Source organism: uncultured Flavobacterium sp., from assembly GCF_963922255.1.
GTDB lineage: Bacteria > Bacteroidota > Bacteroidia > Flavobacteriales > Flavobacteriaceae > Flavobacterium.
The window spans coordinates 145,678-171,895 of the sequence record NZ_CAWUIC010000006.1; the positions used below are offsets into that span (position 1 = coordinate 145,678).

The 26,218-nt window shown below is 28.8% G+C and carries 32 protein-coding genes; 16 read left to right on the top strand and 16 right to left on the bottom strand.

Annotation, left to right across the window (positions count from 1 at the left end; translation table 11 throughout):
- Positions 1–14: 14 nt before the first annotated feature.
- The 5 genes from AABJ49_RS06890 to serC form a co-directional block, all read right to left on the bottom strand.
- Positions 15–338, bottom strand: coding sequence for a DUF6787 family protein (locus tag AABJ49_RS06890; RefSeq protein WP_338377303.1), 324 nt, complete (start codon positions 336–338; stop codon positions 15–17).
- A gap of 4 nt (positions 339–342) precedes the next feature.
- Positions 343–771, bottom strand: coding sequence for a DUF6146 family protein (locus tag AABJ49_RS06895; RefSeq protein WP_338377305.1), 429 nt, complete (start codon positions 769–771; stop codon positions 343–345).
- Positions 772–853: 82 nt separating this feature from the next.
- Positions 854–1,501: a DUF937 domain-containing protein gene (locus AABJ49_RS06900; RefSeq protein WP_338377307.1), complete on the bottom strand. Its 648-nt coding sequence runs from the start codon at positions 1,499–1,501 to the stop codon at positions 854–856.
- Positions 1,502–1,542: 41 nt separating this feature from the next.
- A complete protein-coding gene (locus AABJ49_RS06905) occupies positions 1,543–2,499 on the bottom strand; it encodes a D-2-hydroxyacid dehydrogenase (RefSeq protein ID WP_338377309.1) in 957 nt (318 codons plus the stop codon).
- Positions 2,500–2,552: 53 nt separating this feature from the next.
- Complete coding sequence (gene serC / locus AABJ49_RS06910; RefSeq protein WP_338377311.1) at positions 2,553–3,626, bottom strand: 3-phosphoserine/phosphohydroxythreonine transaminase; 1,074 nt, start codon at positions 3,624–3,626, stop codon at positions 2,553–2,555.
- A 228-nt stretch (positions 3,627–3,854) separates the two neighbouring features.
- On the opposite strand from serC, the gene AABJ49_RS06915 reads away from it, so the two are divergent.
- Complete coding sequence (locus AABJ49_RS06915; protein WP_338377313.1) at positions 3,855–4,421, top strand: fasciclin domain-containing protein; 567 nt, start codon at positions 3,855–3,857, stop codon at positions 4,419–4,421.
- 61 nt (positions 4,422–4,482) lie between these two features.
- Here the strand turns inward: AABJ49_RS06915 and AABJ49_RS06920 are convergent, their stop codons facing one another.
- Entirely contained in the window at positions 4,483–5,541 is a 1,059-nt protein-coding gene (locus AABJ49_RS06920; RefSeq protein ID WP_338377315.1) for an acyl-CoA reductase, read from the bottom strand.
- 127 nt (positions 5,542–5,668) lie between these two features.
- On the opposite strand from AABJ49_RS06920, the gene AABJ49_RS06925 reads away from it, so the two are divergent.
- Positions 5,669–6,019, top strand: a complete 351-nt coding sequence (locus AABJ49_RS06925; RefSeq protein ID WP_338377316.1) for a 4Fe-4S dicluster domain-containing protein — start codon at positions 5,669–5,671, stop codon at positions 6,017–6,019.
- 51 nt (positions 6,020–6,070) lie between these two features.
- On the opposite strand, the gene AABJ49_RS06930 is transcribed toward AABJ49_RS06925, so the two are convergent.
- On the bottom strand, positions 6,071–6,604 hold the full coding sequence (locus AABJ49_RS06930) for a hypothetical protein (RefSeq protein ID WP_338377317.1): 534 nt from the start codon (positions 6,602–6,604) through the stop codon (positions 6,071–6,073).
- A gap of 253 nt (positions 6,605–6,857) precedes the next feature.
- Between AABJ49_RS06930 and AABJ49_RS06935 the strand changes: the two genes are divergently transcribed.
- Together AABJ49_RS06935 and ychF are read left to right on the top strand one after the other, a co-directional pair.
- Complete coding sequence (locus AABJ49_RS06935) at positions 6,858–7,985, top strand: hypothetical protein (RefSeq protein WP_338377318.1); 1,128 nt, start codon at positions 6,858–6,860, stop codon at positions 7,983–7,985.
- 85 nt (positions 7,986–8,070) lie between these two features.
- A complete protein-coding gene (gene ychF / locus AABJ49_RS06940; RefSeq protein ID WP_338377320.1) occupies positions 8,071–9,165 on the top strand; it encodes a redox-regulated ATPase YchF in 1,095 nt (364 codons plus the stop codon).
- A gap of 57 nt (positions 9,166–9,222) precedes the next feature.
- Here the strand turns inward: ychF and AABJ49_RS06945 are convergent, their stop codons facing one another.
- Together AABJ49_RS06945 and AABJ49_RS06950 are read right to left on the bottom strand one after the other, a co-directional pair.
- Complete coding sequence (locus AABJ49_RS06945; protein WP_338377322.1) at positions 9,223–10,299, bottom strand: GyrI-like domain-containing protein; 1,077 nt, start codon at positions 10,297–10,299, stop codon at positions 9,223–9,225.
- A gap of 38 nt (positions 10,300–10,337) precedes the next feature.
- Positions 10,338–10,532 (bottom strand): hypothetical protein, encoded by a 195-nt coding sequence (locus AABJ49_RS06950; RefSeq protein WP_338377324.1) that lies wholly within the window; start codon positions 10,530–10,532, stop codon positions 10,338–10,340.
- An 83-nt stretch (positions 10,533–10,615) separates the two neighbouring features.
- Between AABJ49_RS06950 and AABJ49_RS06955 the strand changes: the two genes are divergently transcribed.
- Entirely contained in the window at positions 10,616–10,999 is a 384-nt protein-coding gene (locus AABJ49_RS06955) for a nucleoside triphosphate pyrophosphohydrolase family protein (protein WP_338377326.1), read from the top strand.
- Between the two features lie 87 nt (positions 11,000–11,086).
- On the opposite strand, the gene AABJ49_RS06960 is transcribed toward AABJ49_RS06955, so the two are convergent.
- Positions 11,087–12,154 carry a branched-chain amino acid aminotransferase gene (locus tag AABJ49_RS06960; RefSeq protein ID WP_338377328.1) on the bottom strand — a complete coding sequence of 356 codons (1,068 nt, stop codon included), beginning with the start codon at positions 12,152–12,154 and terminating at the stop codon, positions 11,087–11,089.
- Between the two features lie 168 nt (positions 12,155–12,322).
- Here AABJ49_RS06960 and AABJ49_RS06965 point away from each other — a divergent pair, with 168 nt between their 5' ends.
- The 4 genes from AABJ49_RS06965 (at position 12,323) to AABJ49_RS06980 (ending at position 14,298) form a co-directional block, all read left to right on the top strand.
- A complete protein-coding gene (locus AABJ49_RS06965; protein WP_338377330.1) occupies positions 12,323–12,820 on the top strand; it encodes a DUF4920 domain-containing protein in 498 nt (165 codons plus the stop codon).
- Between the two features lie 11 nt (positions 12,821–12,831).
- Positions 12,832–13,269 (top strand): hypothetical protein, encoded by a 438-nt coding sequence (locus AABJ49_RS06970; RefSeq protein ID WP_338377332.1) that lies wholly within the window; start codon positions 12,832–12,834, stop codon positions 13,267–13,269.
- Between the two features lie 4 nt (positions 13,270–13,273).
- Positions 13,274–13,936 (top strand): tRNA (5-methylaminomethyl-2-thiouridine)(34)-methyltransferase MnmD, encoded by a 663-nt coding sequence (gene mnmD / locus AABJ49_RS06975; protein ID WP_338377334.1) that lies wholly within the window; start codon positions 13,274–13,276, stop codon positions 13,934–13,936.
- 167 nt (positions 13,937–14,103) lie between these two features.
- The gene (locus AABJ49_RS06980) at positions 14,104–14,298 is read left to right on the top strand and encodes a hypothetical protein (protein ID WP_338377336.1); all 195 of its coding nucleotides are present in this window, start codon (positions 14,104–14,106) and stop codon (positions 14,296–14,298) included.
- A gap of 34 nt (positions 14,299–14,332) precedes the next feature.
- Here the strand turns inward: AABJ49_RS06980 and AABJ49_RS06985 are convergent, their stop codons facing one another.
- Positions 14,333–15,274 (bottom strand): LysR substrate-binding domain-containing protein, encoded by a 942-nt coding sequence (locus AABJ49_RS06985; protein WP_338377338.1) that lies wholly within the window; start codon positions 15,272–15,274, stop codon positions 14,333–14,335.
- A gap of 104 nt (positions 15,275–15,378) precedes the next feature.
- On the opposite strand from AABJ49_RS06985, the gene AABJ49_RS06990 reads away from it, so the two are divergent.
- The 6 genes from AABJ49_RS06990 (at position 15,379) to can (ending at position 19,990) form a co-directional block, all read left to right on the top strand.
- Complete coding sequence (locus AABJ49_RS06990) at positions 15,379–15,858, top strand: Dps family protein (RefSeq protein ID WP_338377341.1); 480 nt, start codon at positions 15,379–15,381, stop codon at positions 15,856–15,858.
- A gap of 101 nt (positions 15,859–15,959) precedes the next feature.
- A complete protein-coding gene (locus AABJ49_RS06995) occupies positions 15,960–16,238 on the top strand; it encodes a hypothetical protein (protein ID WP_338377343.1) in 279 nt (92 codons plus the stop codon).
- Positions 16,239–16,298: 60 nt separating this feature from the next.
- Positions 16,299–17,891: a SulP family inorganic anion transporter gene (locus AABJ49_RS07000; RefSeq protein WP_338377344.1), complete on the top strand. Its 1,593-nt coding sequence runs from the start codon at positions 16,299–16,301 to the stop codon at positions 17,889–17,891.
- Positions 17,892–17,901: 10 nt separating this feature from the next.
- Complete coding sequence (locus AABJ49_RS07005) at positions 17,902–18,531, top strand: carbonic anhydrase family protein (protein WP_338377345.1); 630 nt, start codon at positions 17,902–17,904, stop codon at positions 18,529–18,531.
- An 11-nt stretch (positions 18,532–18,542) separates the two neighbouring features.
- Positions 18,543–19,226, top strand: a complete 684-nt coding sequence (locus tag AABJ49_RS07010; RefSeq protein WP_338377347.1) for a DUF2490 domain-containing protein — start codon at positions 18,543–18,545, stop codon at positions 19,224–19,226.
- Positions 19,227–19,354: 128 nt separating this feature from the next.
- Positions 19,355–19,990 (top strand): carbonate dehydratase, encoded by a 636-nt coding sequence (gene can / locus AABJ49_RS07015; RefSeq protein WP_338377349.1) that lies wholly within the window; start codon positions 19,355–19,357, stop codon positions 19,988–19,990.
- A gap of 46 nt (positions 19,991–20,036) precedes the next feature.
- On the opposite strand, the gene AABJ49_RS07020 is transcribed toward can, so the two are convergent.
- Positions 20,037–21,215: an LETM1-related biofilm-associated protein gene (locus tag AABJ49_RS07020; protein ID WP_338377351.1), complete on the bottom strand. Its 1,179-nt coding sequence runs from the start codon at positions 21,213–21,215 to the stop codon at positions 20,037–20,039.
- Positions 21,216–21,980: 765 nt separating this feature from the next.
- Here AABJ49_RS07020 and yaaA point away from each other — a divergent pair.
- Positions 21,981–22,739: a peroxide stress protein YaaA gene (gene yaaA / locus AABJ49_RS07025; protein ID WP_338377353.1), complete on the top strand. Its 759-nt coding sequence runs from the start codon at positions 21,981–21,983 to the stop codon at positions 22,737–22,739.
- A gap of 68 nt (positions 22,740–22,807) precedes the next feature.
- On the opposite strand, the gene AABJ49_RS07030 is transcribed toward yaaA, so the two are convergent.
- From AABJ49_RS07030 to trpA, 4 genes are all read right to left on the bottom strand, one after another.
- Positions 22,808–23,755 carry a tRNA-dihydrouridine synthase family protein gene (locus AABJ49_RS07030; RefSeq protein WP_338377355.1) on the bottom strand — a complete coding sequence of 316 codons (948 nt, stop codon included), beginning with the start codon at positions 23,753–23,755 and terminating at the stop codon, positions 22,808–22,810.
- A 56-nt stretch (positions 23,756–23,811) separates the two neighbouring features.
- Positions 23,812–24,486 (bottom strand): hypothetical protein, encoded by a 675-nt coding sequence (locus AABJ49_RS07035; RefSeq protein WP_338377357.1) that lies wholly within the window; start codon positions 24,484–24,486, stop codon positions 23,812–23,814.
- Between the two features lie 120 nt (positions 24,487–24,606).
- Positions 24,607–25,353 (bottom strand): T9SS type A sorting domain-containing protein, encoded by a 747-nt coding sequence (locus AABJ49_RS07040; RefSeq protein WP_338377359.1) that lies wholly within the window; start codon positions 25,351–25,353, stop codon positions 24,607–24,609.
- A 51-nt stretch (positions 25,354–25,404) separates the two neighbouring features.
- The gene (trpA, locus tag AABJ49_RS07045; RefSeq protein WP_338377361.1) at positions 25,405–26,160 is read right to left on the bottom strand and encodes a tryptophan synthase subunit alpha; all 756 of its coding nucleotides are present in this window, start codon (positions 26,158–26,160) and stop codon (positions 25,405–25,407) included.
- Positions 26,161–26,218: the final 58 nt, after the last annotated feature.

The following is a 26,218-nucleotide window of genomic DNA, read 5'->3' on the forward strand; positions in this document are numbered from 1 at the left end:
AAAATATGTCTTTTTTATTTAATGAATTTATCTACGTAATTAGCGATAAAACCAAGTTTCATTCTAATTAACATTTTTTTTTCAAATTCCCAAAAGAAGTTAAATTGACCAAATATTGCACCAATTAAAACTAACATTACTTGATAAATTGGAAATATGACCAATAACCTAATTGGCCAATAAAGCCATAATGAAATTGATTCTTTATGTAATCCTATAAAATTAGTAAAAGGCTTTGAAAGATATGCTGCAGTAGAACCGGTGATTGCGAAAACAATAAAAATAATAATTAGTTGCCAATTTGAATTAATATTCCAGCGTTGTTTGAGTTTGTTCATTCTTTTATAGTCGAGCAGGAAAACCTCCTAATTGTTGTTTATTTGTTAATTGAAAATAGGTTAAATAATTGTATATCATATAATTAGCTTCAAATCCGTAATCAATACCACTTTGATAGTTTATGGGCATTTCATATAAGTTAGAATTATATATAGAAGGTGAATTAGCCCTTCTATTCCATTCTAAAACCCAAAGACGATTTCTAGCTTCAAGAAAACTCTGCGTATAAAAACTTCTTGGTCTTGCATAAGCATTGAACCAATAAGTAAAACCCCCATCAATGATTATAACTTCGTACTCAATTTCATCATTGGCAATGCGAACAGTATCACTTTCAAGTTTCGGCTTATCATTACTTACCATCTCTTTACTTGAATTGCAACTGAGCAACATAACAAAAACTATAGTTAAAATAGAAATATACGTTTTCATAGTAAGATGAATTTAGACTATAAAGATAAAAAAAAGCACCGACTTAGCCGATGCTTTTAACATTAGTATAAGTTTTGGTGTATTATTTTTTTCCAAATAGACCTCCTAAAAGTCCTCCTAATCCTCCTTTTTTCTTTCCATTTCCACTTATTGCAGACATAGCATCACTAACATCTAGTTTTCCATCACCATTTTGGTCTAAAACTGAAGTTAATAATGAACCTCCTAGTGAACTACCATTATCTGAACTATTTCCACCTCCAAGAAGACCACCTAATAGTCCACCTAAATCAGGTGATGAGGTTACACCACTATCTTTTGTTTGTTTTCCTAAATACCCCATTATAATAGGAGCTAACATAGGTAATATTTTTGAAATTATACTCGAATCAACACCAGTTTTGGCACTTAATCCTTGAACCATTGTATCTTGTTTGTTTCCAGCAACATGTTTTAAAATTCTTTCACCATCAGAAAAATCTCCGCCTTGTAAAAATCCACCTAAGTTATGTAAAATGCTTCCATCATGTTTTCCACTTGTTAAAGCACTTAGTAATCCAGTAGCACCTTCTCCAGAAAGCACGTTGTTTTGCATTTGTCCTAACAAAGCAGGTACACTTGATGATACAACATCACCAGCTTGAGCAGGATTAATTCCCGTTTTTTCTGAAATACTTTTTACAAGTTGTTTTCCTATTTCGCTATTTAGTAAGTCTGATATTCCTGACATATTTTTTAAAATTTTGGTTAGTAGTTAAAGATACAAAAAAATTAATTATTTTTTAATAAACTTATAATTTGTTCAGCAAGTTCGGTTCCAATTCGATCTTGAGCTTCATCAGTAGCAGCACCAATATGAGGAGTTAAAGATATTTTAGGATGCATCAATATACGCATTTCTGGTGTAGGTTCATTTTCAAAAACGTCTAAACCTGCAAATAATACTTTTCCTTCGTCTAGAGCTTCAATTAAAGCAACTTCGTCTATCACACCACCACGTGCAGCATTTACAATGCCAACATTTTCTTTCATCATTTTTAATTCTTCTCTACCAATAACATAACCATCTTGCGCAGGCACATGTAAAGTGATAAAATCAGAGTGCTTAAATAAATCTTGTAAAGGTTCGGTTACAATATCAACATTAATGAATTGTCCGTTATAAAAGTCAACACGAATTACAGCTTCGCCAACATATTTATCAGAAGCAATAACTTTCATGCCTAAACCTAAAGCTATTTTTGCTACTGCTTGACCTATTCGACCAAAACCAATAATACCAATTGTTTTTCCTCTAAGCTCCATTCCGTTTGCATAGGCTTTCTTTAAACCATTAAAATTGGTATCTCCTTCTAATGGCATATTTCTATTTGAGTCGTGTAAAAAACGAACTCCACTAAATAAATGTGCAAAAACTAATTCGGCAACAGATTCAGAAGATGAAGCGGGTGTATTGATTACATGTAAACCTTTACTACGTGCATAATTAACATCAATATTATCCATTCCAACACCACCACGACCAATAATTTTTAAACTTGGGCAATTATCAATAATATCTTTTCTAACTTTTGTAGCACTTCTAACTAAAATAACATCAATTTTGTGCTTATTGATATAGTTTTCAACTTGTTCTTGGGCTACTTTTGTTGTAATTACTTCAAAACCAGATTTTTCTAAGGCTTTTATTCCACTATCTGAAATTCCGTCGTTGGCTAATACTTTCATTTTATGCTTATTTTTATTTCTTTTATTGGTTTAAATTGCTAAACTAATATTATTTAACTAAATTTTTTTTCCAGTTCTTTCATCACATCCACTAAAACCTGAACACTTTCTATTGGTAATGCATTATACATTGAAGCTCTATAACCACCTACAGAACGATGTCCATTTAATCCTGAAATTCCAGCAGCTTTCCACATAGTATCAAAAGTTTCTTGATGTTCCGTGTTTTTTAATGTGAAAGTTGCGTTCATAATACTCCTATCTTTTGTATTCACAACTCCGTTAAAAAGAGGATTTCTATCAATTTCAGCATATAATAAAGCTGCTTTAGCTTCATTTTCTTTTTCAATTGCCGTAATTCCTCCTTTGTTTTTTAACCATTGCAAGGTAAGTAAAGATGTATAAACTGCAAAAACAGGTGGCGTATTATACATACTTTCTTTGGCTATATGTTGTTCGTAATTTAAGATGTTAGGAATATTTCTTTCTGTTTTACCTAAAATTTCTTCTTTTATAACTACTAAAGTTGCTCCAGCTGGACCCATATTTTTTTGAGCACCTGCATAAATCAAATCAAATTTTGAAAAATCTAAAGTTCTTGAAAAAATATCTGAACTCATATCACAAACTAAGGGTACATTCGTAACAGGAAAAGATTTAATTTGAGTTCCAAAGATAGTATTGTTTGATGTACAATGAAAATAATCAGCATCTGAAGGAATACTATAATCCGTTGGAATAAGAGTATAATTACTTTCTTTTGATGAAGCTACAATAACAGTTTCACCAAAAGATTTGGCTTCTTTAATGGCAGCACTTGCCCAAGTACCTGTATCTAAATATGTTGCTTTACCATTAATTTTCAATAAGTTATTAGGAACTCTTAGAAACTCCATACTTGCACCACCTTGAAGAAATAATGCTTGATACCCCTTTCCTTCCAAACCTAATAATTCCAATACTAATGCTCTTGCTTCATCCATTACAGCTACAAAATCTTTACTTCTGTGAGAAATTTCTAATATGGATAACCCTGAATTATTAAAATTTAATACAGCTTGTGATGCTTTTTCAAAAACTTCTTGTGGTAAAATACAGGGACCAGCGCTATAGTTGTGTTTTTTCATTTTATATGAGAGTAAGTAGTTAATTGTATTAGGCAAATTTCGGAAATTGCTACTAATTGAAGGTAATAAATTAGCAATAAAAAGCCTTTCTTATTAACGATAACGATATAGTTGCGATGAAAATTGATTTTTTTTTAATTTAATATGTTAAATATGGAAATTAAGATCTTTTTTAAATCCAAAGTTAAATTCCTTTCGTAAATGACAATATAACCAATAAAAAGAATTATGAAAACTAGAAGAATTTTATCAGCAGCATTACTTGCATTTACTTTGATTTTATCTGGAAATGCTTTTGCTCAAAAAGAAAAAAGTGTTACTGTTGGAGGTGCCCCAATGTATCCATCAAAAAATATTGTTGAAAATGCAGTTAACTCAAAAGATCACACCACTTTAGTTGCAGCTGTAAAAGCAGCAGATTTAGTTGAAACATTAATGTCAGAAGGACCATTCACCGTTTTTGCCCCAACAAATGCAGCGTTTGAAAAATTACCAGCTGGAACAGTAGAAGCTTTATTAAAACCTGAAAACAAGAAATTGTTACAAACCGTGTTAACCTATCACGTAGTTGCTGGAAAAATGAATGCTAAAGATTTAATGGCAGTCATCAAAAAAGGAGATGGAAAAGCTACTCTATTAACTGTAAGTGGTGGAACACTAACCGCTTGGATGAAAGGAAAAGACATCTATTTAACTGATGAAAATGGAATGTCAGCGAAAATTACCATCTCAGATGTAAACCAATCAAATGGGGTAATACATGTAATTGATGCAGTTATTACACCAAAGGCATAGTTTTAGTTTAGATTTGTTTTTTGTTAGAGAAGAGTTTTCCGAAAGGAGGCTCTTTTCTTTTTTATATACTATTTAGAAATTCAATTGTGTCAACATTATCCGCATAATCCCAGAGCATTGGTTTTTGAGTTTGACCAAATGCTATACTATTTTCAATTAAATTATTGGAAACGATGCATTGAATTTGATCTTCATCTGTTTTTAAACGCAATTTTACGTCTTCTAAATCATCATAAAATTCATAAAAAACACTTGAAATTGGTGAGGAATAACTCGTATCTTCTTTTAATGTTAAAAATTCATTATCAAGTAAATTATAAAGACTCATTAAGAAAACAGCTTTATTATAGTCATAGTTGTTAGCGTATTTTTCATAAAAAATCACATCTTTATAGGCAAAAATAGCTTCAAAAAAAGCTTTGAAATCATACCCTTTTGGAACAAATAATTTAGAAACATTTCTGCAACCTAAACCAAAATATCTAAAAATATCTTCACCTAAATTAAATAAATCTTCATCAGTTTCTTTTCCATTTAAAACAGCAACCGAATTTCTATTTTTTCTAATGATGTTGGGAACATTTTTAAAATAATAATCAAAATATCTTGATGTATTATTACTACCTGTGGCTATAACAGCATCAAAACCTTCTAATTTTCCTTCTACGAAAAAAATTTTTGATAAAAATCGTTCGTCTAAAGCAATTAAATAGTTGGCTATAAACTTTACTAAATGTTGATCATTAGAAGATGTTTTTACCAAAACATCATTTCCTGTAATTAAAACCGTTAAAAAATCATGAAAACCAACCAAAGGAATGTTTCCTGCTAAAATTAAACCAATTTTTTTTGGTTCATTTGGTTTGAAATTATATGCAGACAACCATTTGGTTAAATTTTCTTCCGTTAAAGCATTTGCCCAAGATTGAATTGAAAAATATACTTGTTCTGGAGTGAACCAGCCGTTATGTGATTGCGATAAAATTATTAAATCCACAAATGGTTCAAAAAAAGCATCATTGTTTTTAACAGTTTTATTACGAGTACTTTCTTCTAAAGAAAATTGATTTAAGAACTTACCTAACTCAATAAAACAATCTTTTATTTCATTTTTTGACATTTGTAACATTTGTAACTTGTTTTTAAATAGATAACATTGTAATTTTGTGCAAAAATAAGCAATAAAGTTGGAAGGCTAAGATGTAAATAAAAATACTTCAGCGTTCTAATTTCTAAATTTTAATAAGATGGCAATTATAATAACGGATGAATGTATAAATTGTGGTGCTTGTGAGCCTGAATGTCCAAATACAGCAATTTATGAAGGTGCAGATGATTGGAGATATAAGGATGGAACAAGTTTATCGGGAAAAGTTATTTTACCTGATGGAACAGAGGTAGATGCAGAAGCCGCACAAACACCAATTTCAGATGACTTGTATTATATTGTTCCTGGGAAGTGTACAGAGTGTAAAGGTTTTCACGAAGAGCCACAATGTGCTGCTGTTTGTCCAGTAGATTGTTGTGTTCCTGATGATAATCATGTTGAAAGTGAAGAAACACTTTTGAACCGACAAGCATTTTTGCATAATGAATAAAAAAAAACCTGAAAATTATTTCAGGTTTTTTTTGGTTAAGTTTGTGGTTCATTATTTTACCACTAAATATTTATCAACAATCATAACATCGTTTTTGTCATCATAAGTTTCAATAATTAGGTTTCCTTCATTATCAAAATATCCTACTGAAACTTTATTTTTTGTTACATATAAGTAACTATCACTTGAGGTTTTTCTAAGTAAACCTAAATTTTTACCATCTGTATTTTTGATGCTGTATCCAGATTTGTCTACGGCAACTTCATATTTTTTCCCATCTAAATTATAATAAGCAGAACGATCAATATCGATAGAGCGAGTTACACCATCAACGCTTACTTCTGTTTTTGATTCCACTTTAACAGGAGTTGATTTTACATCTTTGTTTAATGCTTTACTGTTTTCATTTTCAAATTCAATATTCTGAACTTCTTTAATTTCTTCAGTCTTGACGATTTTTTTCTCACCATCAGAATCTTTGATAGTTTTTACTGTTGTCTTTTCTTCAGCTTGTACGTTTTTGTTTTGAGCAAATCCATAAGTTGTACATAAAATTAAGGATAAAGTTACTATTAGATTTTTCATATTTTTTTGTTTTTAAATGATTATGGTACAAAATTACTTGAAGTTGAGTTGTTTATGTTTTAATATTTTGAAGATTATTTATATAATTACCATATTGATTGTTAATTACTTAGTAGTTTCTTGTTAAAAAGTCTTTGCATAATTTCTATATAATCTATTAATTTGTAATAAATTAGCTAAGAATTATAAAAGTCTACTTTAATTGGAACATCTAGAAAAACATATCAAAAGATTTTTAGTTCTAATTTTTCTATTGTGCTCTATAATAAGTTATTCTCAAGCAGAAATTACTGTTATTTTAAAAGATGCTGATACAGATTTACCTATTGAGGATGCTATCATTACAGTTTTAAGAACCAATCAAGGTTTAATAAGTAATGCAGAAGGTGTTTTTAAACTAAGTCTAACCAGAGCTTCCACCATTGAAATTTCACATACTTCGTACAAAAAATTGCTGGTTAAGTCTAGTACTTTAATTGAAGAAGGAACAAATATTATCACACTTGAGAAAGATACTGAACTACTCCAAGAAGTTATTTTAACTGATAGACATCCACAAGATATTTTGAAGGATTTGATTAAAAATTCATTAAAAAGGTTAACAGTTCCAGCAAATTTGCGTGTTTTTACTCGAGAATTTTTCAAGCGAGATAATCTATATTCATTCTATAATGATGGATTGGTAAACTTTCAAATCTTAGATAATAAAAGAACCATTAAAACTGATATTTTGGTTGAACAAAATAGAACAATAGGTTTAGTGGACGAATTTGATAAAGATTTATTAGGTTATAACTTAAATAATTTAATGGAAAATTATTATCAATTTAAATATTTAGAAAAGATTTTAGATTCTAGGGCTAAAAAGAAATATGATTTTCAATTGTTAACCTATCCTCAAAATCAAAACTATTTATTGATTAGAGTAAAACCATATACAACCATTGAAGGGTTTATGTCTGAATATTCTATTTTATATGATAGTAAGAAAAAAATAATATTAGAAGTTACTTCATTTTTGCCAGAAGATAGAGCCCAAAATAATGCCACCTTTTTAGATTTTAAAAACAGAAAAATTTATAAATCAGTTTTTAAAAACACTTATAGACTTGAAACTAGAGACTATTATTTAGCAAATTCCAAAGAAGAAATCGGTTTTATAACCGAAAAAAACAAAATTGAAACTAAGTTTGAAGTAACTAATTATCTAATCACTACAGAGTTTAGAACTAATATTTTCAAATACCAAGATGCTGAAATTTTTAAAGATAAAACTCTCTTGAACAAAACAGATAGTGTTTTGACTGAATATTGGGAAATTGATACTGGAGTTTTGTTGACACAAACCGAAAAAGATATCATCAATAACTTGAAAAAGTAAATTTACATTTTCTATATTTGCACACTTTTATTTCAAAAAAGATTTAAAACTGTTAACTGCCAAATGTTAACTGAAAACTAAAAATATGAAAGCAGGAATTGTAGGATTACCAAACGTAGGAAAATCAACCTTATTTAATTGTTTATCAAATGCAAAAGCGCAAAGTGCAAACTTTCCTTTTTGTACTATAGAGCCAAATATTGGAGTAGTAAATGTACCAGATCCAAGAATTGCAAAGTTAGAAGAATTAGTAAAACCAGAACGTGTGCAAATGGCAACCGTTGATATTGTAGATATTGCAGGTTTGGTGAAAGGAGCAAGTAAAGGAGAAGGATTAGGAAATCAATTCTTAGGAAATATTAGAGAATGTAACGCTATTATTCATGTTCTTCGTTGTTTTGATAATGATAATATTGTACATGTTGATGGCAATGTAAATCCAATTCGTGATAAAGAAACTATTGATATAGAATTGCAATTAAAAGATTTAGAAACGGTTGAAAAACGTTTAGAAAAAACAAATCGTGCAGCCAAAACAGGAAATAAAGAAGCACAAGTTGAAAAAGCATTATTAGATAGAATTAAAGAAGCTCTTTTACAAGCAAAATCAGCAAGAACAGTTGTTCCTCAAAATAATGACGAAGAAGCTTTGATGGAAGAATTTCAATTGATTACTACAAAACCAGTTCTGTATGTTTGCAATGTTGATGAAAGTTCTGCTGTGAACGGAAATAAATATGTGGATCAAGTTCGTGAATTAGTTAAAGATGAAAATGCAGAAGTTATTGTTCTTTCTGTAGGAGCAGAAGCTGATATAACAGAATTAGAAAGCTACGAAGAACGTCAAGTATTCTTAGAAGACATGGGATTGACTGAACCAGGTTCAGCAGTTTTAATTCGTGCGGCATACAAATTATTAAACCTACAAACATATTTTACAGCTGGAGTTAAAGAAGTTCGTGCTTGGACTATTAACATTGGAGACACTGCTCCACAAGCAGCTGGTGTAATCCATACAGATTTTGAAAAAGGATTCATTCGTGCAGAAGTTATAGCATACGATGATTATGTAACTTATGGTACAGAAGCTAAAGTAAAAGAAGCAGGAAAACTAAGAGTAGAAGGTAAAGAATATATCGTTAAAGATGGTGATGTAATGCATTTTCGTTTTAATGTGTAATTTCTACTCTAATAAAATATATACAAAAAAAATCCGAATTGATAATTCGGATTTTTTTTATTCTGTCGGTTGATTTTCTTCTATAATTGGTTCAACACTAACATTTGTAGTAGGTGTTTTTTTAGGAATAACTTCCGATTTAATAGGAATATAAATTTCGGTTACCCATTTTGAAGGTTGACTTTCATTGGAAGCAGAAACTTTATAAGATTCTATATAACTTCCTTTTGTGTCTTCAACTAATTTATTTTTTTCAATGTATTTTAAAGCTTCATCCCAAGCTTTTTTTAGGTGCGAATAATCACCAATAAGTGTTACTTTAACAGCTCTAAATTCAAACAATTCTCCACCTAAAACGTCACTTCCTTCTGAAGTAATGATTTCTTCCTTTACAGGTAGACAAATTGAAAATTTTGTTTTATCATTTTTGGTATCCCAATAATCAAATATAACAAATGGGTTTTCCGTGTAATTTATTGAGTTTTCTTTTGCAAAATTCAGAAGATTAGGGATTCTACTTCTTACAATCGAATTATATGTTTTAATAGAACTACTATCAATTTGTTTGATAAAAAGAGTTCCTTCTTTAGTAACCAAACCATTAATCTTAATGTTAAAGTTATTTAATTGGTTGGTTAAATATTTTTCAATATTTATCAGGTTTTTTTCAAGGTCATCACCAAGATAATTTTGAGCACCACCTTGTAAAACAGAAAAAACTTTTTGTTTTAAAGTCATGTTACCTTTCATTTCGCAAGAAACTAAGGTTCCTTTTTGAGTGGTTGTAAATTTCCAAACTAAATCATGTGTTAGATTGTTTTGAGTTAGTTTTTGAACAATAGAATCTGAATTATATTGAGCTATAGTTTCATATACAATTGATTCATTGCCATTTGTAATAGTGTAAGTTTTTGAATCTTCAGAAAATAACTCTTTAGAAGAAGTTGAATCAATATTTACGTTCCATAAATTCCAATTTTGATACTCATTTACAAAATCAAAAACAACTTCTTTAGAAACGTTGATTTCTTTGCTTTTTGTGATAGTATATTCACCCGGTTGTGTTGCTATAAACACAAAACCAGCAATTCCACAAAGGAGAAGAAGTAAAAAGATATACTTCAGTATTTTCATTAAAAAGCAACTTTATTCATTAATATTTATCAAATATATTAATTATTTTTCAAATAAAATTTTAAAACAAATAAAATTGCTACAAAAGATAAAAATCCGAGTAAAACCCATAAACTACTGCCTTTATAAAACGTTTTATGAATTTTTAAATCTCTTTTATAAACCCCTATCATTGCAATTACAAAAGCAATCACAAAAAATATTGCAAAATATATTTGACCTGTTGAAAACATACTGATAAATTTTGTTGCAAAAATAGGTATTATAGCACTAAAAAAGATAATTTGCATTAACAAAAATCAAATATATTTTACAGATGAAAAGACAATTAGAAGCTGTTGCAGCATTTCATACTTCTTTTGGATTAGGAGTTTCCAATGAAATGAAAGCTGATTTAGGAAAAAATAAGAATGAATTGCGTTTTAACCTAATGAAAGAAGAAAACGAAGAATATTTAGAAGCCGTTCAAAACAACGATTTAACTGAAACCGCTGATGCTCTTGGAGATATGTTGTATATTTTATGTGGAACTATTTTAGAACACGGTTTACAACATAAAATTGAAGAAGTTTTTGAAGAAATTCAAAGAAGCAATATGAGTAAACTGAATCATGATGGAAAACCTATCTATAGAGAAGATGGGAAAGTGATGAAAGGTCCAAACTACTTTAAACCCAATTTTGAAGTTATACTAAAATAGTTCTAATATTACAGAAAAAACAACTAATAATAAAAAAGCGATTTTCAATTTGAAAATCGCTTTTTGTATAATTTTGAACAATGAACATTATATCTTAACTGTCCAACCAAAAGTATCTTCGGCAAGTTTATTTTGAATATTAGTAAGCGTTTGTTTGATATGCATTGCAAATGAATTCTCAATTTTAGGCAATTCAAAATACTCTTCTTTATATGAAAATCCTACAATTGGACTGATTACTGCAGCTGTTCCTGCTCCGAAAATTTCTTTCAATGAACCATTTCTAGCTGCTTCAACTAATTCTTCCACCAAAACCGAACGAACTTCGATGTTTAAATTGTCTCTTTTTGCGATATCAATAACACTTTTACGAGTGATACCATCTAAAATTCTTTCACTTGTTGGTGCAGTGTATAAGGTATCATTAATTCTAAAGAACACATTCATTGTTCCGGCTTCCTCTAATTTAGTATGAGTAGCATCGTCTGTCCATATGATTTGTTGGAATCCTTTTTCATTAGCTAATTTTGTTGGATAAAATTGAGCCGAATAATTTCCAGCCGCTTTTGCTGCACCAATTCCACCATTAGCAGCTCTACTAAAATGTTCAGCAATAATTACTTTAACTTCTCCTGAATAGTAAGATTTTGCTGGAGAAAGTATAATCATAAATCTATATTCTTGAGAAGGAGCAGCAATAACACCGGCTCCAGTTGCAATCATAAAAGGTCTTAAGTATAACGAATTTCCTAATCCTTTTTGTACCCAATCTTTTTCTAAATTGATAAGTTGTTTTAAACCTTCCATAAAAACATATTCAGGAACTTCAGGCATCGCCATTCTAGTAGCACTTTTATTAAAACGCTCATAATTTTGGTCAGGTCTAAAAAGCCAAATGTCATCACTTTCATCTTTATAGGCTTTCATCCCTTCAAAAATTGCTTGACCATAATGAAAAACTTTTGCAGATGGTTCCATCATAAAGGGTGCATAAGGTTTTATTACAGGTTTTTCCCATTGTCCATTTTTATAATCACAAACTAACATATGATCGGTAAAAATATTTCCAAAGGTTAAATTTTGAAAATCTACTGATTCAATTTTAGAAGTTGATGATTTAATAATTTCAATCTCATTTAGGGTGTTTGTAGTCATTTTGAGTATTTTAATAATGAAGCGAAAACGTTTTCATTTTTTGCAAATTTAAGAATTAGAATGGGTTTTTATTAAGATTTCTTTAAAATATATAAATAATATTATTAACAAAAATTCGTGTTTTAAACAAAAGTGTCTATTTTTGTTTAAATTAAAAAAAAGACAATAATGAAAAAAATAGTTTTGGCAGCAGCCGTTTTAGTATCGCTAGTGAGTTGTAAAAAAGAAACAGAAAAGGAAGTTGTAGCAACTGAACCTCAAGTAGAATATTCAGTATTTGGAGATTCGATCAGTGCTGAAGGTGCTTTGAGTTTTGAAGAAATGACTTCTAAATTTGGAGATTTAAAAGAAGGTGATACAGTAGATTTAAAGTTTAGTTCTACGATTAAAGATATTTGTCAAAAGAAAGGTTGCTGGATGAATGTAGCTTTGGCAGATGATAAAGAAACTTTTGTAAAGTTCAAAGATTATGAATTTTTTGTTCCAATGAATGCAGAAAACAAAGAAGTTGTAGTTAGTGGAAAAGCTTACATAAGTGAAGAAAGTGTTGCTGACTTGAAGCATTACGCACAAGATGCAGGAAAATCACAAGCTTCTATAGATAGTATAATTGCACCAAAGAAGAAATTTTTATTTATGGCTGATGGCGTTTTAATAAAAAAATAAGTCATTATAAAATGAAAAATTTACTTTACATTTTAGTAGTTGTTTTTTTATTTTCATGTAAAAATGAAGAAAAAGAAACTAAAACAACCGAAGTAATTAAAGAAGAAGAAAGCTTTAAAATGTATGAAATGTCAGAAATGGCAGCTTTAATGGAACAAATGTATGTAGATAACCAACGTTTGAAAGACAAAATCATTAAAGGCGATACAATAGGAAAATTTCCTCAGCATTTTTTAAAAATTCACGAGTCAGTTATGACAGATGAGAAAGATAAAGATGCATTTTTTGATGAACAAGCCAAAAAATTTATTGAAGCACAAGAATTGATTTACAATGATCCAGCTAATGCTAAAAAACATTTTAACGATGGAGTAGATGCATGTATTTCTTGTCATCAGCAAAAATGTAGTGGACCAATTCCTAGAATTAAAAAATTATATATTGAATAATAAATTGAAAAAAGAAATAATCCTTACAAAAGATGGTTCATCTTCTATTTTCTTACCCGAATTAAACGAAACTTATCATTCAACATTTGGAGCTATTCAAGAAGCAAAACATGTATTTATTAAAAACGGACTTTCATTACTAAATGACAAGTCCGTTTCTATTTTGGAAATTGGTTTTGGAACAGGTCTAAATACCTTCATTACTTTTTTAGAAGCCCAAAAAAGAGATCAACATATTCAGTATGTTGGTATAGAAGCATATCCAGTGGAGTTATATATAATTTCAAGTCTAAATTATGTTACCGAATTAAATGCCAACGAACAACAAAGTGTATTTGATAAAATGCATGAATGTGCTTGGGAAGTTGAAAATGAAATTGATCCAAACTTCCATTTAACCAAAAGACAACAAAAGTTTGAAGTGATAACTGATTTAAACACATATAATCTTATTTATTTTGATGCTTTCGGTTTTGATGTTCAACCTGAATTATGGAATGAAGAAATTTTTAAAATAATGTATAATTCTTTGCTGCCAAAGGGAATTTTAGTTACTTATGCTTGCAGAACTGTCATTAAAAAAGCAATGATTGAAGCTGGTTTTAAAGTTGAAAAATTACCTGGAGCACCTGGAAAGAGAGAGATGTTGAGAGGCTTTAAAGAATAAATTATATTTTTCCATTTTTTACTGTTTTAATAATTTGAAAACCAGTAAATTATAAAATTTATGATTTTTATAACAATAAATTCACATACGAAAACGTTATAGTAATGGTTTATTCAGTAAATTTACCACACGTTCAAGAGAAATATTAACGCTTAATTTTTTGTATTATGCCCACAAGAATGTTTACGTATACGAAGTCAATTTTAGAGCGAGTAAGTTTTGACCCAATACTATTTTGCAAAGAGTTTGAAAAAGCTTTAAAAGTGCTTTTACCATATGAAATAGAGCAATTAAAAGATTGGGTAATGCAGTTTACAATTGAAAAACCAGAATTAAGACAATGTTTGATACTGATAGAATAAAAATAAAAAAAGGTACGTATTCACGTACCTTTTTTTATGCTTGTTTTTTTGGGCTGATGATTTCTACGTCACTAAAGGCAATTGCACCTCTTACGACACCAGAAATAACAGTTCTCAAAGCATCGATAATATGTATTTTTAATTCATTTTTTGGATATATTAAACTCACTTCTCGTGCTGGTTTTGGATTTTTAAAGTGTTTTAATTTATGTTTATTCTTTTCATTTAAGTCTAAAGTATGCAGATAAGGTAATAAAGTTGTGCCTAAACCTTCATCTGCTAATTTTATTAAAGTTTCAAAACTGCCACTTTCGATTTGGAAATGATTTTCATTTAAGTATTTATTATTTTTACATAGATTTAAAATGCCATCTCTAAAACAGTGTCCGTCTTGAAGTAAAAGAATATTTTCAATATCTAAATCGTTGATTTCAATTTCATTTTTATCTGAAATAGAATGTCCCTCTGGAATATAGGCAACAAATGGCTCATAGTATAAAACAATCTCCTTCAAGTTTTCTTCTTCCAAAGGAGTTGCTGCTATGGCACAATCCAAATGCCCGTTTTTTAATCGTTTTATAATTTCTTCTGTAGGTTGTTCTTCAATAATTAAATTAACTTTTGGATATTTTTTAATAAAATTACTTAAAAACATAGGTAAAAGCGTTGGCATCACAGTTGGAATTATTCCGACTTTAAACTCTCCTCCAATATATCCTTTTTGTTGTTCAACTATGTCTGTTATTCTACCTGCTTCATTAACAATATTTTTAGCTTGAGTTACTATTTTAACTCCAATTTCAGTCAGTTGAATAGGTTTTTTGGTTCTGTCAAAAATTTGAATTTTTAGTTCTTCCTCTAATTTCTGAATTTGCATGCTCAATGTAGGTTGAGTAACAAAGCATTTTTCAGCAGCTAATGTAAAATTTTTATGTTCAGCTACAGCTAAAACATAATGTAATTGAGTAATAGTCATTGTATAGTTATTTTCGATAAAAATATAAAAACTATCAATATTACTTATACTTAAAATTGTTAAAATTTGGGTAAATTTGAATATTAAATAAAAACAAAGAAAATATGAAAATCAATAGTTTAGGATTACCAGTTAAAGAGACAGAAGAATTAGTTAATGAATTAAACATACTTTTATCAAATTTTCAAATATATTATCAGAATCTAAGAGGTTTACATTGGAATATTAGAGGAAAACGATTTTTTGATTTGCATATCAAGTTTGAAGAGTTATATAATGATTCTCAATTGAAAATTGATTTAATTGCAGAAAGAGTTTTAACTTTAGGAGCTTCACCTTTACATACTTTTTCAGATTATATAGAAAACAGTAAATTAAAAGTCGGAAAAAATATTTCAAAAGATACAGAAGCTGTTCAATTAGTTAGTGATTCTTTAGTTGAGTTACTTAAAATTGAAAGACTTATATTAGAAAAGTCAGGAGAAATAAATGATGAGGGTACAAGTTCAATGATGAGTGATTTCATTGTGGAGCAAGAAAAAACGATTTGGATGCTGAGAGCATGGATGGAAGAAGAAATTTAAGATTTAAAAAACCACTTTAATTAGTGGTTTTTTTATGTTTTATTTAAGGTTTATCTGTTTAATTTTTTAACAAAAAATAGTATATTTGCAATATGAAGTCAATGTGTAAAATAGTATTATTTATTTTTGTTTTGTTTTTAGCAACACCAACAATTGTGTCTGCTATCGATAAAACTATAGATACCTCTTACTTTTTTAACATGAGTGAAGAAGAAAGTCATTCGTCATTTAATGAAGTTAAATCTATGCCAATGATTTATTCTATTCCATTGATTATTGATTTTGAAGGTTTTCAAAGAGCTAAGTATTCTGTATTGAATGATAGGAAAGTAAACTCTTTAAAACCAAAAGTTTTTTTACCACCTCCAGAATTAGTTTAATTTTTCAAAAGCTTCATTGGTTTGAAGTGTAAAAATTTTATATAATTCAAAAAATCATTTATGTTTAAGACATTAAAGAATGACTTACCAGCGAGTATAGTCGTATTTTTCGTGGCATTACCTTTGTGTTTAGGTATTGCATTAGCAAGTGGGGCACCATTATTTTCGGGTTTAATTGCAGGTATTATTGGTGGAGTAGTAGTAGGAGCTTTAAGCGGTTCAAAATTAGGAGTTAGTGGTCCAGCTGCTGGTTTAGCTGCAATTGTATTAACTGCAATCGGCAGTTTAGGTGGATATGAAAATTTTCTTTTAGCTGTTGTTTTGGGAGGATTAATTCAAATAATTTTTGGGGTTTTAAAAGCAGGAATTATTGGATATTATTTTCCGTCTTCAGTAATAAAGGGAATGCTTACTGGAATTGGAATTATAATAATTCTTAAGCAAATCCCACATTTTTTTGGGTATGATGCTGAAGCTGAAGGAGCTGATAGTTTTATTGAGCAATCGGGAGAAAATACTTTCTCTGCTATAGCAAATATTTCAGATAATATTATTTTAGGTTCGCTTTTAATGGGTATAATTGGGTTAGGTATTTTGTTGCTTTGGGACAATGTTTTGTCTAAGAAAGGGAAAATATTTTCAATAATTCAAGGTCCTTTAGTAGCTGTAGTAGTAGGAATAATTTTTTACCAGATTACTAAAGACGATAGTACATTAGGCATTGCTAAATCACATCTTGTAAGTGTACCAGTTCCAGATAGTTTTAATTCGTTTATCGGACAGTTTAGTATGCCCAATTTTGGAGCAATAACAAATATCGATATTTGGGTAGTAGCATTTACAATTGCTTTAGTAGCTAGTTTAGAAACCCTATTATGTGTAGAGGCAACTGATAAATTGGATCCAGATAAAAATGTTACACCCACAAATAGAGAATTATTTGCGCAAGGAACGGGAAATATTATTTCTGGTTTAATAGGAGGTTTACCTATTACTCAAGTAATTGTTAGAAGTTCTGCCAATATTCAATCTGGTGGTAAATCTAAACTATCAGCTATTATACACGGTTTATTACTTTTAATATCAGTTATTGTTATTCCAAATTTACTAAACATGATACCATTGTCAGTTTTGGCTGCAATTCTTTTAATAGTAGGGTATAAGTTAGCAAAACCAGCATTATTTAAAAAAATGTATTTATTAGGTTGGAAACAATTTCTGCCATTTATTGTTACTGTTTTAGGAATTATATTTACAGATCTGTTAATGGGAATAGGATTAGGATTGGCTATTGGAATTATAATAATTTTAATAAAGAGTTATCAAAATTCTCATTTCTTACATAAAGAAAATGTGACTAATGGAACAAATAAAATTAAAATGACCTTAGCAGAAGAAGTTACATTCTTTAACAAAGGTGCAATTTTAAAAGAATTAGAACGAATCCCTAACAATACAAATTTAGAATTAGACGTTAGAAAAACTAGATATTTAGATTTTGATATTATAGAAATTTTAGACGATTTTGCTTTTAAGGCTAAAGCAAGAAATATTGATATCAAACTTATTTCAGAACGCGGTGTGATTGAAAACCCACCAAGTTATATAGAATTTTTTCAACTAAGACCAATAGAAGAACAATTTACAAATTAAAAAAAATATAATGAAAGCACATACAAGAGAAACTCAAGCAACAATGACACCTGCAAAGTCATTACAGTATTTAAAAGAAGGAAACGAAAGATTTCAAAATAATTTAAAGGCAAATAGAAACTTATTAGAGCAAGTAAATGATACTAGTGATGGACAATTTCCTTTTGCAACTATTTTGAGTTGTATAGATTCTAGAGTTTCAGCCGAATTGGTATTTGACCAAGGTTTAGGAGATATTTTTAGCGTGAGAATTGCAGGAAACTTTGTAAATGAAGATATTTTAGGAAGTATGGAATTTGCTTGTAAACTTGCTGGAACAAAATTAATTGTGGTTTTAGGACACACAGCTTGTGGAGCAGTAAAAGGAGCTTGTGATGGGGCTAAAATGGGAAATTTAACCAAACTTATTGAAAAAATTACACCGGCTGTAGAAGCTGTTAAAGAACCATCTGATGTTTCAAAAAGAAACTCAAAAAATACTGAGTTTGTGGATGAAGTTGCTAAGACAAATGTGCAATTAACAATTGATAGAATTCATGCAGAAAGTCCAATTTTATCAGAAATGGAAAAAAACGGTGAAATTAAAATTGTAGGAGCTATGTATGATATCAATACAGGAGCTGTAACATTTTTTGAATAAAAATATCATTAATGAATTATTTTCAACTGAAAAGTAAAAAAATAAAGGCAATAGTAATAATTACGTTACTATTGCCTTTTTGGTTATTTAGTCAAAATAGCGATTTAGGAAATTGGTTAATATATATTGGAAATAAAAAATTAGATAAAGGTTTTGACATTCACAATGAAGTTCAATATCGAAATTACAATGCTATTGGCGATTTAGAGCAGCTTTTGATTCGTACAGGTCTAGGCTATAATTTAACTGAAAATAACAATAATATTCTTTTAGGTTATGGTTATATATTATCCAAGAATTATATAGATGAAACTGATGATAAAACTTCTGTGGAAGAACATCGAATTTTTCAACAATTTACTACAAAACAGAGTATGGGTAAGGTTGGATTAAGTCACCGTTATCGTTTAGAAGAACGATTTGTGGAAAGTGATTTTAAAATGAGATTTAGATACTTTTTAGGATTAAAAATTCCATTACAAAGTAAAGAAGATGGTACAAATTCTTTTTATTTAGCAGCTTATAATGAGATTTTTTTAAACACAAAATCTGCTGTTTTTGATAGAAACCGAATTTATGGAGGTTTTGGCTATCAATTTTCAAAAGATTTGAGATTTGAATTAGGTTATATGAATCAAATTTTTGAAACTTCTAGTCGGGATCAGCTTAATATTATGGCATTCGTAAATTTCTAAAATAAAGCATTTTTATATTTGCTTATATGACCAAATTACCTGTATTTTTTTGTAAATTGGCATCATATAAAAAATGTATTCAGTACATACTAAAACATCTTAACAGCTGTAAACAAAGAAAAAACGAAATGAGCGAATTCTATAAAAAAATATTAGAAAACAATAAAAAGTGGGTGGAAGAGAAACTTCAAATTAGTCCAGATTATTTCAATAATTTAGCTGAAGGACAAAATCCACCATTGTTATGGATTGGATGTTCAGATAGTCGCGTTCCTGCAAACGAAATTATCGGTGCAGAACCAGGAGAAGTTTTTGTACATAGAAATATTGCCAATATGGTTGTACACTCTGACATGAATATGTTGAGTGTATTAGATTATGCCGTAAATGTACTAAAAGTAAAACATGTTATTGTTTGTGGACATTATGGTTGTGGTGGTGTAAAAGCTGCAATGGGTAACAGTTCTATTGGAATTATTGATAACTGGATTCGTCATATTAAAAATGAATACCGTTTGCATCAAGAAGAACTAAATGCCATAAAGGATGATAACGAACGTTTCAATCGATTTGTAGAAATTAATGTTTACGAACAAGTTTTCAATTTAGCCAAAACATCAATAGTGCAATCAGCATGGAATGCCGGTCAAGAATTAGGAATACACGGTTGGGTTTATGGTTTAAATTCTGGATATGTTACTGATTTAGGTTATAATTTAAATAGTAACGATGATTTAGATGCTGTTTACCAAATGGAATTTTAGAAAACAAATCTCGTTTTTTGGAATTTGGAATTTTTAAATTGGAATTTTAATCTTCTAAATTTTCATTAAAAGCAGAAGGTAATAATTGAGGAATATATTTTATCAAAATCGGTAAAAGTATTCCTCCACCAGGAAGTAAAAAGATAGTTAATGAAGGTATAGATTTACAAATATCCAACAACTGTTTTTTTACTTTCTTTTTTTCTTCTTTGTCCAAATCAGTTGTCGTTGATTTGGCTAAGAGACGAACTAATTCCTTACTTTCTCTTATTTCTTTAGTTAATCGTTTTCCGTTTCTGGTAATTAACTTTGTAACGGTTTTATTCGATTGTTCGTAAAAATGTTTAACGGGATTCGAATAATTAAAATACGGAATTTCATTTCTATATTGCTTGATATAGGCATCTATATTTTGCAGACTAATTGCATATTCCGTTTCTCCAATCTTTAATTCAGCACAAAGAGTCAGCAAATAATCTTTTTCAATAGTTGTTAGTTCATCATCGCTCCACATAGCCATTGTAGCTAAATCCAACAAATATAATTTTTCTAAAATCGAATCGTATTTTTCAAATTGTTCAAAATCAGAAACTTCTAATTGTTTTCTGTAGAATTTGGTATAACGCAAAGAGTTTTCAAATAGCTTTACCAACAAATTGTCATATTGCGAAGGATTTTCCTTTACAGACAAAGCATTGGAAACCAAAACAATCGTACTTTCTTCTACCTTTTTTAAATAATTAACAGGATTTTCAAAAGTCTCTAAATACTTTTTGAAAGCCAAAATATCCATAAAAAGCAAAGCATTTGTAATGATATGCGAAAAATTACGAGCAAAGATATTTTCATTCGTTTGAATTCTTGTAGCAATACATTCTTCTAAATTGGGTTTAGATTTAGAAAAAAGCAAATTTCCTTTTTGATGTAAAAATGTATAAAAATCGATTGCTTTTTCCACAAAATCTTTTTCATTATCAGACTTCGTAATAATTTTATAAATTGAAAAAAGTGAATTCAACAAAGCTATTTTGGTAATCTCATCACTAGAAAGCTCTTTAGTATCTATGGGGTTGATAAGATTAATTCGAATAACATGACCATAAATAAAACCAGAAGTTCTTACATCATGATAAAAAGCTAGTAAATCGTTATTATAATTGTTATAATTCGATTTATTTTCAGAGAAAAACTTATTTATCCAACCGTTTGCTGATGGGTTAATCATGGTGTTTTTGTAAAATACAGATGCAAAGATATAAAAAGTAGTTGTTACATATTAATTAAAGTTTGGACTATATTTTTCATATTTAAAGTTTAAATTTTCTTTAATAAAATTTTTAGTCAATTCATTAAATTCTTCACTTTGTAATACGATTATTTTCTTTTTGTATGTGTGATTTTCATTTAATAAATTTATTTCAAAAGTTTGATAAGAGTATTGCATTGATTGATCAATATTTCTTGTAAGAATAGGTCGTATTCCAATAAAATAGGCATAATTAGGGCTTTTATTAAATTTCAAAGTTGAAAAAATAGTTAAGCTTTCTAAATTTATTTTCTTTTGAAAAACTTTAAATTTAAATAAGAAATAACAATAAAATAATTCACTATTTTTAATAGATAACCCTTTTTTTAAAAATAAAAGTGAAAATAAACTAATTAGAATAAGTGCAAATAGTGATTGAATTAATATAATTTTTGAACTAATTTTAAAATTAAAAATTCCGAGAAAAATAAGTAATAAGGAAATATTCAATATTAATAAATTTTTTCTTTGTCTGAACTCAAGTTGATTATCTAAAATTATTTGCATTTACAATTTTATTTCAATTCAAATATAATATTTTTTCAATAAAGTTAAAGAAAATCACGAGCAACTCTGTGCCACCAAAACAATAAATTTCCCTTATACCAAAATCGCTACAAACCATTTTAACGTATATGATTTTAGAAAAGGAATTTGTAAATTTGGGTTCAATAAAATAAAACTATGAAAATCGTTATATCACCAGCCAAGTCACTAAATTTTGAAAGTGAATTACCAACCAAAAAACATACAGAAGCACAGTTTTTGAAACAAGCCAATACCATTCAAAAAACGTTGAAAAAGAAAAAGCCAAAACAGTTAATGGATTTGATGTCTATTTCTGAAAAGTTGGCTGATTTGAACTGGGAACGCAACCAAGTTTGGGAAACGCCATTTACACCAGAAAATGCTCGACCAGCTGTTTATGCTTTTGATGGTGATGTGTACACAGGTTTGGATGCATATACAATTCCAGTTGAGAAATTGGATGACTTACAAGATAAATTGAGAATTCTTTCAGGGTTGTATGGTTTGTTGAAGCCTTTAGACTTGATGCAAGCTTATCGTTTGGAAATGGGAACTTCGATAAAAATTGGAACCAAAAAAAACTTATACGAATTTTGGAAAAAAACAATAACCAAAACCTTAAATGACGAACTAAAAAAAGACGAATTATTCTTGAATTTAGCGAGTAACGAATATTTCAGCGCTGTAGATACCAAAACTTTAAAAGTACCAGTAATCACTCCAGAATTCAAAGATTATAAAGACGGAAAATTGAAAATGATTAGTTTCTTTGCCAAAAAAGCAAGAGGTTTAATGGTTCGTTACATTATTGATAACAATGCAGAAACCATTGAGGATTTAAAAGGATTCAATTATGAAGGTTACGCTTTTGATGCGAATTTGAGTAAGGGAAATACTTTGGTGTTTACTAGATAATTATTTTTTAATAGCATCATTTGATAGTATCAATAGTTATATTAATAAAAATTTAATAGATTTTCAAACTACTTCTCACTTTTAAAAATTTCCTTCACAGCTTCTTGGTAAGCTCTTGGGCTTTGGGCTTTTTTAATCTTTTTAAACGTTTTTTGTGGGTTGGAAAACGAAGTAGAAAAGTACTCCCAAAAACCTAACATTTTCATTTTTATAGGAGTTGGTCCAGAAAGAGCCGCATCGTATTCTTGGTAAATGGTGTCGTGGAATTCGTTGAAGATTTTCCATCTATCCTTTGGGTATTCTGTCGTGTCGTTTTTAATCATGCTTGGTAAAAAAGGATCAGCAATTAAGCCACGACCAATCATAAAATGATCAATACTTGGAAAACGATCTTGCATTTCTTTATACTTGGCTACAGAAGTAATATCACCATTATAATATAATTTATGTTTGGTATTTTTTGTACATCGCTCAAAAGCTTCTAAATTGACATCACCTTTATACAATTGTTTACCAATTCGAGCATGAATAACAATATTCTTCAAAGGATAGTTATCCAAAATCGGAAAAACATCTAAAATTTCTTCTGGATTTTCATAACCCATTCGCATTTTCATAGAAACAATTACATCAGTTTTATTATGTACACGATTTAAAATGTGGTCAATTTTTGTCGGTTCGCAAATTAAACCAGAACCCATTCCTTTTTTGGTCACCATAGGATAAGGACAACCTAAATTCCAATTCAGTTCCTTGTAACCCAATTCTTGAATGTATTTTACCACAAACAAGAACTCATCCGCATCATTAGTCATCACTTGTGGAATCAACTCTGAGACAGTGTTGTTTTCAGGTTGTAAATCACGTTGGTACGAATTTTTAATCACCAATTTTCCATCCAAACGAATGTAAGGAGCATAAAAAGTATCAATGCCACCAAAGTATTTGTGAAACGCATTTCTAAATCGGAAATCGGTAAAACCTTGTAAAGGTGATGATAGTAGGGTAGGACTCATATATAAAATTGAATCGCAAAGATAAGAGAATACAAGTTTATAATATCCAATTAAATTTAAAGTAGTGTAAGGGAATAATTTTCAAAAATTTCAACAGATTCTCCTTTATAGATAGCTGGTTTATATTTTATATTAGTTTTTAATATTTTTTCTAAATCATTTTTAATTAGATTAATTTCAGTATTATCATAATCAAAACTATCGATTTTACCAATAAAATTTCCTCTTTCATCAATTTTAACATCAATTTCAATATATTTCATTAAGTAGTCAGGCAGATATTTCTTTCCTTTGGTGTAGTATTTAATAGCATCAATATAAATTGGATTTATAACATTATTTTCAATTAGATTATGATAAACACTTTGGTATAAAAATTTCGGAGGACTATCAACTTGTTGTAATAATTTTACTTTACCATTTTTATAAGTTTGGCATTTACTTTCGATAAGTTCTACAGCTTCTTTATCATTTAATATTGCTGCATTATATAAACATTCACATGCGTTTTCAATATTGTCTGTAATGAAATATAAATTTGCCAAGTTAAAAAGAAAGTCAGGATTGAATTTATAATTATCCGATAATTCTTTATAAATAGCTATTGCTTTTTTGTATTCTTTATTTTCAATTGCTTTTTCAGCAGTTAAAATAGAATTATTGATTTCATCTGTTTGTGCATAAGTACGAACTGTAAACAGAAAGAATAAAATGTAAAATAAGGACTTCATTTCAATACTAATTTTAGTAATCAAATTTAATTAAAATATTTAAATTTATACATTTTGATAAAAAAAATCCCAAAAACCTGAATAGGAATTTGGGATGTACTATTTGCAGTATTAATTCTTTTAATTTGAAATTATAATCATTTTAGAAGTACTTTTATTGTTTATATCTTCAATTTTTACTAGATAAGTTCCTTTTTGAAAATTGGAAACTGTTAAATCATAAGTATTAATAGGACTATCGAATGATTTTGAAAGTAATAATTTACCGTCAATGCTATATAAATTAATGTTTTTGAATGAATTAACTTTGTTTTCTATATGTAATATATCTTGAACAGGATTTGGATAAACCACTAAATTATTATTTTGAAAATTTTCAGTGGTTAATGCAGAAGAACCATAAAATTCAATTTCAGTAATACTATTCCAATCAGATCCTGCCGTTTGACCATTTCCAACAATTTTAACATATCTAGCTTGATTGGTAACGGGATAGCAACTAAAAGAAGTTAAATTATTACTTCCATTAAGTTTTACCAATGTACTTGTTCCTGTACAATCAAATTTAAAACCTTCTAAAATGATGTGTGCAGCTTTATTAAATATAAATTTTGAACTACCAGTTAAAGTTACACCACCAACAGTTTCAGCTTTTACAGTTATTGGATTTGTTGCATTGGCAATTGCAGTAAAAGTAGCACTAAAGTTGTTGTAAGTTCCATTTGGAATTATAAAAACAGAACCTGGTGCAGCTGCATTTACTTGCGTTTGAAGACTGTTACCAGTTGTTACATAAATTTGTGCTTCTACTAGTGAAGTAGAAAAAAAACTGATTAAGATAAATGCAAAACTTAATTGGTTAACCAAAAATATGTAAAAAAGAATTAATAATTACATAAAATTATATTTTTTTTAACTTTATTTAATGAATTTGATAAAATTATTAAGATTTTTATTTGCATTTAAATATGTAATAAAAGCACTTCCAATAATCGCTCCTTTTTGATATTTTGTGGCTTGAGTGAATGTTTCATTGTCTTTAATTCCGAAGCCAACGATTTGTGGATTTTTTAGGTTTAAATCTGAAATTCTTTTGAAATAATCCATTTGTTCGTTTCCAAAATCAGTCTGACTTCCAGTAACTGCAGCGGAACTAACCATATAAATGAAACTATCTGAAATAGCATCAATTTGATCAATGCGTTCGTTAGAAGTTTGTGGTGTGATTAAGAAAATGTTTTTCAAATTATATTTTTCGAAAATCGTTTTGTATTGAGTTTCATAAATATGTAACGGTAAATCGGGAATGATTAAACCGTCAATACCAACTTCTGCACATTTTTGACAAAATTGATTCATTCCAAATTGCATCATCGGATTGAAATATCCCATTATAATTAAAGGGATTTGAACGGTTTTACGAATGTCTTTCAGTTGCTCAAATAGGAGCGAAGTCGTCATTCCATTTTCAATAGCAATAGTCGAACTTTCCTGAATGGTTGGTCCATCGGCTAAAGGATCAGAAAAAGGCAAGCCAATTTCAATCATATCAACACCATTTTTTTCCAATTCTTGAATAATGGAAACCGTATCGTTTATTTTAGGATAACCTGCTGTAAAATAGATAGAAAGCAGTTTTTTATCTTCTTGAAGTTTTTTATTTATTCTGTTCATTGTTTTTGTTTTAAAATTTAAGCTATTTTTCACTAATCACTAATCACTAATCACTAAT